This is a genomic window from Sphingosinicella sp., from assembly GCF_052387495.1.
Classification (GTDB): domain Bacteria; phylum Pseudomonadota; class Alphaproteobacteria; order Sphingomonadales; family Sphingomonadaceae; genus Allosphingosinicella.
The window spans coordinates 1-7640 of sequence record NZ_JBQTJC010000255.1; the positions used below are offsets into that span (position 1 = coordinate 1).

Consider the following 7640-nt stretch of genomic DNA (forward strand, 5'->3'; position numbering starts at 1 on the left):
TCCGCACCCGCTCGATCGGGACCGCGGCGAAGAACAGCCCGCTCACGAACCAGAACAGGATCTGGATCGCCATCAGCAGCGCCAGCCATTTGTGAATCTTCGCCCAGAGCCCCTGTCCCGCCATTCCACTCGCTCCCGCGCCCCGCTAGACTGGGGCCATGCAGCTCACCCTCTACGATTATTGGCGCTCGTCGGCGAGCTACCGGGTGCGGATCGCGTTGAACCTCAAGGGCGCGGAATATGAGCGGGTGCCGGTGAACCTGCTCGATGGCGAGCAGAAGGCGGACGCCTATCGCGCGCGCAACCCGCAGGGCTTCGTGCCGATGCTCGAAGCGGACGGCCACGGGATCACCCAGAGCCTCGCCATCATCGGCTGGCTGGAGGCGCGCTTTCCCGAACCGCGCCTGTTCCCGGCCGACCCCGACGAGGCCGCCCACGTCCGCGCGCTCGCGCTCACCGTCGCCTGCGACATCCATCCGCTCAACAATCTGCGCGTGCTCAAGCATCTCGCCGGCCTCGGCATCGATCAGGCCGCGCGCGACGATTGGTATCGTCATTGGGTCCGCGAAGGGCTCGACGCGCTGGAGGCGCTCGCCGCGCCGCGCGCCGGCACCTTCCTCTACGGCGAGGCGCCGACACTCGCGGACGTGTGCCTCGTGCCGCAGCTCTACAATGCGCGCCGCTTCGAGGTGCCGCTCGACGGCTGGCCGACCCTCGTCCGCGCCGAGGCTTCGGCCAACGCGCTCGATGCCTTCGCCGCCGCCCATCCGGACAGAGTCGCGCCCGGGGCGGCGAGCGGCTAATAGATACGACGACATTTTGAGGAGGCCGGCATGGGACGCGTGGATTCGATCAACCGGGGCATGGCCGAAGTGAGCCCCCTCGCCTCAGTCGAGATCCCATCGCTGAAAGGGCGCGTCAGCGAGGAGGAATGGAAGATCCGCGTCGATCTCGCCGCCGCCTACCGGCTGGTCGCTTATTACGGCTGGGACGACCTCATCTTCACCCATCTCTCGGCGCGGGTTCCGGGGCCGGAGCATCACTTCCTGCTCAATCCCTACAATTTGATGTTCGAGGAGGTGACCGCCTCCAGCCTGATCAAGGTCGACACGACCGGCCTGCCGGTCGAGCCGACGCCGTTCATCACCAATCCGGCCGGCTTCGTCATCCACAGCGCGCTCCATATGGCGCGCGAGGACGCGCACGCGGTGATGCACCTCCACACGCCGCAGGGGCAGGCGGTCTCCGCCCATGCCGAGGGGCTGCTGCCGCTGACCCAGACCGCGATGCTGATCCGCGATGACGTCGCCTTCCACGATTATGAGGGCGTCGCGGTCGATCTCGACGAGCGCGAGCGGCTGGTCGCCGACCTCGGCGACAAGGGCGCGATGCTGCTGCGCAACCACGGCACCCTGGCCGTCGGCGAAACGATCGGCGAGGCTTTCATCAAGCTCTACTTTCTGGAGCGCGCCTGCCAGGCGCAGGTGATGGCCCTCTCCGCCGGCGAGGGGAACGTCAACAACCCGCCGCAGGGGTCTCCCGAGATCACCGCCGCGCAGGGCAAGGTTGGCCTCAAGATGGGCGCGAACCTGCTCGCCTGGCCGGCTTTGCTGCGGAAGGCCTACCGGCTCGACCCGGGTTTCGCGACCTAGCGACGGATCTCAACCAGCGGCCGGTCGCTGTGAAAGCGCGGCCGCCATTGCCGGATTTCGGCGGCGAAGACGCCGTTCACGATCGCCGGGTCGGCGGCCAGCATGGCTTGCGCCTCGGCGAGGTCGGCGGCGCGAATGATCGCCATGCCGCCATCCTCGCCGATATAGCCGCCACCGGCGACGCTCCGCCCTTCCTCGACCAGCCGGGCATGATAGGCGCCATGCTCACGCAGATTCTGCTGCCGCATCGGCCGGCCCGCGACCCAGGCCGGGCCCGGCCGGAACAGGTAGAGGAACAACTCGCGCGCCGGCTCGGCCGCGGCGGGCTGCTGCGCCGCTGCCGGGACCGCGGCGAAGAGGAGCATGGGGGAGAGCAGAACCTGGCGCATCGTCACCTCCGGTGGGCCGGAGGATAGACGCTTTCAGCCGCGATACCAATCGCGCGCGAGCCGCCGCGAGGCGGCGAGATAGATGAGGCCGCTCAGCAGATAGAAACCGAGGCCGTAGAGGATCGACCAACGCAGCGAATCCGCGCCATAGGCCGCGCTCATCGTGTCGGACATGAAGCCCAGGAAGAAAATCCCGAAGCCGATCCCGATCAGATTGTTGATGAACAGGAAGCTGGCGCTAGCCGTCGCCCGCATGTTGGGCGGGACGATATGCTGGACGGCGGCGATTACCGGGCCGAGCCACGCGAGCGCCAGCATCTGGCCGATCGCGAACAGCACCCAGCCGACGGCCAGCGATGGCGCGAACAGGCCCGCCGCGAAGACCGGCGCCGCGATCAGGAAGCAGATGGCGGGGATCAGCGCGTAAGCGGCGGGGTTGGCCGGCCCGGCCCGGTCGCCGAACCAGCCGCCGAGCCAGGTCCCGGCGACGCCGCCGATCAGCACGATCGTGCCGTAGAACCAGCCGACCTCGGCGAGCTCCAGCCCGAAGCTGCGCGAGAAGAAGCTCGGCAACCAGAAGATCAGGCCATAGCCGAGGATCGAGCCCGAGGCGGCGCCGAACGAGAGCAGCCAGAAGCTGGGCGTGCGCCCCAGCGTCGCGGCGACGGCGAGGAAGGGCGGCGCCGGTTCGCTCGCCGCGCCGTCGGCGCTGTCGAAGCCGCCGCGGACCGGCTCCGGAATACCGAGCTTGACCAAAAGCGCCGCCGGCAGGCCCGCGAGGCCGACGATGATGAAGGCCGAGCGCCAGTCCAGATTCTGCGCGATCCAGCCACCGAAGAAGACGCCGAGCGCCGAGCCGATCGGGATCCCGAGCGAGAAGAAGGCGAGCGCCCGCCCGCGCTTCTCCTTCGGGTAGAAGTCCGAGATCAGGGCATATGAAGGCGCGACCCCGCCCGCCTCGCCGATGCCGACGCCCATCCGCGCGAGGAAGAGGTGCCAGAAATTCTGGGCGACGCCGCACAGAGCGGTGAACCCCGACCAGAGCGCCACCGAGACCGCGATGATGTTCACCCGGCTCTTGCGGTCGGCGAGCCAGGCGATCGGGATGGCGAGCCCGGAGTAGAAGAGCGCGAAGGCGATCCCGCCCATCAGGCTCAATTCGGTGTCGGAAAGCGCGAGCTCGGCTTTGATCGGGACGGCGAGGACGCCGATGATCTGCCGGTCGATGAAGTTGAAGATGTAGGCGAGGAGCAGGATGAGGAGGACGCGCCCGCCGGGGCCCGCCCCCCTCGCACTGCTCCCGGCCATACTCACCGGAAGTTGAGGCCGACGGTCAGGTAGATCTGCCGCGGATTGCCGTAGAAGGCGGTCAGCACGCCTTCGGCGCCGAGCGCCGAGCTCAGGCCCGGCTGGCCGTTGGCGAGGATGAACGCCCCGGTGTCCGGATTCTGCCGCAGGAAGTTGTAGCCCGACGTGATGTACTGCTTGTCGGTCAGGTTGCGGCCGTGCAGGCCGATCGTCCAGCGCTCGTTATCCGAGCGCCAGCTGATGCCCGCGTCCCACAGGGCATAGCCGGGCTGGTCGATCGGCGGGATCGCCAGCTCGAACTGCTGGGTCGCGCTGCGATAGGAAAGGGTGGTCATGACGTTGAGCATCCCGCCGAATGCCGGCACGCCATAATTGAGCGTCGCGCTCGCCGTCCACTCCGGCGTGTTCTGGATACGGCGATTGTTGGCCACGTCGATGCCGCGTGCATCGATATATTCCCTGAAATCGGCGTTGATGTAGCCGAGCGAGAAGGCGAAGTTCAGCGAATCCCCGTCCGTGCCGAAATCGCGCGCGAGGACCGCATTGCCCTCCAGCTCCAGGCCCTGGAAGCGGGCCCGCGCCGCGTTGGTGGTGATGCCGATGAAGGTCGGAATGTTGTTGATGACGGTGCCGATCGATCCGGGGATCTGTACGTCGCTATAATCGGCGTGGAACGCGGTGAGGCCGAAACGCAGCCGCCGGTCGAACAATTCCGCGCGCCAGCCGAGCTCGTAGCTGGTCACCGTCTCCGGATCGAACGACATGAAATCGAACAGCTCCTGAGCGTTGCAGGCCACGCCTTGCGCGTTGCGGCAGGCGGTCGTCACGCCGCGCGGATCGAAGCCGCCGCCCTTGAAGCCACGCGAATAGCTCGCATAGATCATCTGGTCATCGTTCGGCCGGAAGCTGACCGAGGCGCGTGGGGTGAACTCCTCGAAGTTCGCGGTGCCGTCGAAGCTCGACTGGTTGACGATCCTGATGCCGGTCCCACCGAAGAAGGGCGAGCCGCCGCCGCCCAGATAGACGCCGCGGTCGATCACCGAATGGCGCTCGTCCCAGGTGTAGCGGCCGCCCAGCGAGACGCTCCATTGCGGCGAGAAATCATAGGTGAAATCGCCGAAGATCGCGAACGTCTCGGTCTCGACGTCGCCGAAGGTGAGCGCCGTGATGCCGCCCGGAAGCCGCACGTCGAACACGGTCTGGGCATTGGCGTCGAGATAGTAGAAGCCGAGCAGCGCGTTGAAGCCGCCCTGATTGTAGAGAACCTGCAGCTCCTGCGAGGTCTGCTGGTTGTTGTAGAAGGCCGGGACGTCGACGTCGACGGCGGGCAGCGCGTCGAAATCGATCGGCGCGTTGCTGCGGTCGCGGCGGAAGGCGGTGATGCTTCGCAGCGTCCAGTTCTCGGCCGGCTCCACCTCCCCGAACAGGGTGACGCCATAGGCCGTCACCCGCTGATCCGGATCGACCAGCGCACCGCGCGTGTCGTAGACGTCGGGCAGGACCGGCGTGCCGGAAACCAGCCCCGGTATCAGGCGATGGCCGCCGCGCGGGTCGCTATTGTCGCGGGTATAATCGCCCTGGAGGCGAATGAAGATGTCGCTTTCATTGTTATATTCGAGGCTGACCCGGCCGGCCCAGATGTCCCGGTTGTAATTTTCCCGCCCCGTCGTGAGGTTGTCGCCAAATCCGCCGCGCGAGAGGCGCGCCAGCGAGGTACCGACGCGCAGTGCGTTGCCCGCGCCCTCGGACGCGAGTGGCGTCGAGGCGGTGACGACGAGGTCCGCCTGCTCGTAGGTGCCGATCGTGCCGCGAATCCTGAGGGTCGGGTCGCGGGCGAGCCGCCGGGTCACGTATTTGACCGCGCCGCCGATCGTGTTGCGGCCGTAGAGCGTGCCCTGGGGCCCGCGCAAAATCTCGATCCGCTCGACGTCGTAAATGTCGAGCAGCGCGGCCTGGGGGCGGTTCAGGTAGACGTCGTCGAGGTAGATGCCGACGCCGGCCTCGAAGCCGGCGACCGGATCCTGCTGACCGACGCCGCGGATGAAGGCGGTCAGGGTCGAGTTCGTGGCCCGCGAGGCTTCCAGCGTCACGTTCGGAGTCGTGTCGCCGATATCGGTGATGTCGAGCGCGCCTTCCATTTCGAGCTGCTCGCCCGAATAGGCGCTGATCGCGATCGGGACGTCGAGGATGTTCTCCGCCCGGCGGCGAGCGGTCACGGTGATCGCCTCGTCCTCCTCGGTTGCGGTCGTCGTCGGCGCCGGCTCGTCCTGGGCGTAAAGCGGGGCGGCGGCGGTCAGCGCGATCAGTGCGCTGCCGAGCTTGAGGCTGGTCGGGATTTTGCGGGTGCGGGACATCATGTTCCTCCTCGTCAATTCGGGTTCGTTGTTGGGACGGTACGGGCGCGGGACAGGCGCGCCGCGAAATCGGACAGGAGGCGGTTGAAGGCCTCGGGCTCTTCGAGATGCGGGGCGTGGCCGGCGCGGTCGAAGCGGACCGCGCGGGCATCGCCGAGCGCGGCGACGAGATGGGCGGCGGTGTCGTCGCCGTAAAGCTGGCTCTGACCGCCATGGACGACCAGAATGGGCAAAGCGAGGCGGCCGAGCAGAGAGCGCGCATCCTGCGCGACGAGCGACTCCCACACCGCGGCCATCGCCTCGGCATCGTTGCGGGCGAACTCGGCGCCCGCCCAATCGGCGGTCTCGCGCATCCGCTCCGCGACGGGCTGGGCGAAGATCGCCTGGCCGGCATTGAGCGCGAAGCCCTCGAAATCGGCGCGGATCGCGGCCGAGCGCGCCGCGCAGGCTTCGGGCGACAGGCCGAGCGCCCAGTCGCCGCCGTTGAGGACCCGAGCCGTCATGTCGACGATCACCGCCCCCGCGAAGCGTTTGCCGGCGGGACCGGCCAGGACGTGCCAGAGGACGGTGGCGCCCAGGGACCAGCCGACCCCGATCGCGCCATCCAGGTCGAGCGCTTCCACCAGCTCGGTCACGTCGGCGGCGAGCCGCTCGACGCTCGGCGCCGCGCCGGGGATCTGCGATTCGCCGTGGCCGCGCAGGTCGATCGTGATCAGGCGATGGTCGGCGGAGAGCGGCGCCTGCGCGCGGAAGAAGCCGCCATGGGCGAGCAGCCCGTGCAGCAGCACGAGCGGCGTCCCCCCGCCTTCGTCGCGATAGGCGATGCACGCGCCGTCGGATGTCGTGAAATGCCGCACAGACCCTCCCCGCCTCGCGCCCCTGTTCGAGGTCTCCGGCCCGCGCCTTTTGCTCGAAACTGAAACCTGAGTCAATATTCAAGTTATGAAAAGTGTCTTCCGCGGGCGGTGTTGGGAGAGTCCTTTCGCTCGGGCTTCGCGCGCGGAGCCTTCTTGCGTTGTAGGATTTGTTCTGATCCAACCATCCAGATGGAACAGACAAGGAACACTGAGTCGGGACAGGGCGACGACTCCGTCTCGCCCCTGCTCGAATTCAGCCCGGTCCCCGTCCGTGCGCGTAGGGACGGCTGGACGCCCGAGCGTCAGCGTCGCTACGTCGCGGCGCTCGTCGAGACCGGTCATGGCGGGAAGGCTGCCGCTGCGGTCGGAATGACCGAGCAGAGCGCCTGCCGGCTTCGCCGCCGGCCCGACGCCGCCGACTTCACCCGCGCCTGCGCCGCCGCCTGGCGGATCGCCCGAAGCCGCTGGGCGATGGCCCGGCTCGACGCGGCCCGGCCGCGATCCAATGCCCGTCGAGCGCCCCTGAAAGGTTCAAGATTTTTCGTGCCCAGGGGAGCCGAAACTTCGAAACTTATGAACCTTCCACGCTCCGGAATGACACTCCGCCGCCTGGACGAAGCCCTGCGCGCCGCCTTCCTCGCTGGAACGGAACCTGCTTCTCGCCCGGAGAGAGAGGATTGCGCAAAGCTGAAAGTCGGTTCAGTTTCCCGTCCGGGAGGCGCCGCATGAACCAGCTCGGCCAGACCGCCGTTTCGGCCGACAAGGCGCCGCGCACCGAGCGCGGACGCAAGACGGTGCGCAAGCTGCTCGAGGCGGCGGCGCGGGAGTTCGGCGAGCGCGGCTATCATGAGGCGGCGATCACCGGCATCACCCAGCGCGCCGGCGTCGCCCTCGGCACATTCTACACCTATTTCGAGAGCAAGGAGGAGCTGTTCCGGGCGCTGGTCCGCGACATGAGCCACGCCACCCGGCAGCACGTCGCCGAGGCGGTCGCCGGCGCGCCCGACCGCGTTGCCGCCGAGCGGCTCGGCCACGCCGCCGTAATCGCCGTCACCCGCGCGCCTCCCGAGCTCTACCGGA

General features: G+C 68.1%; 7 protein-coding genes. 3 read left to right on the forward strand and 4 right to left on the reverse strand.

Annotated features, from left to right (window positions below):
* Positions 1-158 precede the first annotated feature (158 nt).
* Complete coding sequence (gene maiA, locus ACT4N8_RS13920; protein WP_444858715.1) at positions 159-803, forward strand: maleylacetoacetate isomerase; 645 nt, start codon at positions 159-161, stop codon at positions 801-803.
* A 60-nt stretch (positions 804-863) separates the two neighbouring features.
* Complete coding sequence (locus tag ACT4N8_RS13925) at positions 864-1652, forward strand: class II aldolase/adducin family protein (RefSeq protein WP_444858721.1); 789 nt, start codon at positions 864-866, stop codon at positions 1650-1652.
* On the opposite strand, the gene ACT4N8_RS13930 is transcribed toward ACT4N8_RS13925, so the two are convergent.
* From ACT4N8_RS13930 to ACT4N8_RS13945, 4 genes are read right to left on the reverse strand one after another with little or no spacing between them, the layout of a single operon-like run.
* A complete protein-coding gene (locus ACT4N8_RS13930; RefSeq protein ID WP_444858716.1) occupies positions 1649-2041 on the reverse strand; it encodes a YciI family protein in 393 nt (130 codons plus the stop codon). The genes ACT4N8_RS13925 and ACT4N8_RS13930 overlap by 4 nt on opposite strands.
* A gap of 33 nt (positions 2042-2074) precedes the next feature.
* Positions 2075-3349 carry a spinster family MFS transporter gene (locus ACT4N8_RS13935; RefSeq protein WP_444858717.1) on the reverse strand — a complete coding sequence of 425 codons (1275 nt, stop codon included), beginning with the start codon at positions 3347-3349 and terminating at the stop codon, positions 2075-2077.
* 2 nt (positions 3350-3351) lie between these two features.
* Positions 3352-5703 carry a TonB-dependent receptor gene (locus tag ACT4N8_RS13940; RefSeq protein ID WP_444858718.1) on the reverse strand — a complete coding sequence of 784 codons (2352 nt, stop codon included), beginning with the start codon at positions 5701-5703 and terminating at the stop codon, positions 3352-3354.
* Positions 5704-5717: 14 nt separating this feature from the next.
* Positions 5718-6560: an alpha/beta fold hydrolase gene (locus ACT4N8_RS13945; RefSeq protein WP_444858719.1), complete on the reverse strand. Its 843-nt coding sequence runs from the start codon at positions 6558-6560 to the stop codon at positions 5718-5720.
* 725 nt (positions 6561-7285) lie between these two features.
* Here ACT4N8_RS13945 and ACT4N8_RS13950 point away from each other — a divergent pair.
* Positions 7286-7640 (forward strand): TetR/AcrR family transcriptional regulator (locus tag ACT4N8_RS13950; RefSeq protein ID WP_444858720.1); only part of this gene is annotated, 355 nt, incomplete at its 3' end.

Excerpts from the sequence above, each read along its gene's own strand:
- maiA (WP_444858715.1), top strand. The coding sequence starts at position 159 with ATGCAGCTCACCCTCTACGATTATTGGCGCTCGTCGGCGAGCTACCGG.
- ACT4N8_RS13925 (WP_444858721.1), top strand. The coding sequence starts at position 864 with ATGGCCGAAGTGAGCCCCCTCGCCTCAGTCGAGATCCCATCGCTGAAA.
- ACT4N8_RS13930 (WP_444858716.1), bottom strand. The coding sequence starts at position 2,041 with ATGCGCCAGGTTCTGCTCTCCCCCATGCTCCTCTTCGCCGCGGTCCCG.
- ACT4N8_RS13935 (WP_444858717.1), bottom strand. The coding sequence starts at position 3,349 with ATGGCCGGGAGCAGTGCGAGGGGGGCGGGCCCCGGCGGGCGCGTCCTC.
- ACT4N8_RS13940 (WP_444858718.1), bottom strand. The coding sequence starts at position 5,703 with ATGTCCCGCACCCGCAAAATCCCGACCAGCCTCAAGCTCGGCAGCGCA.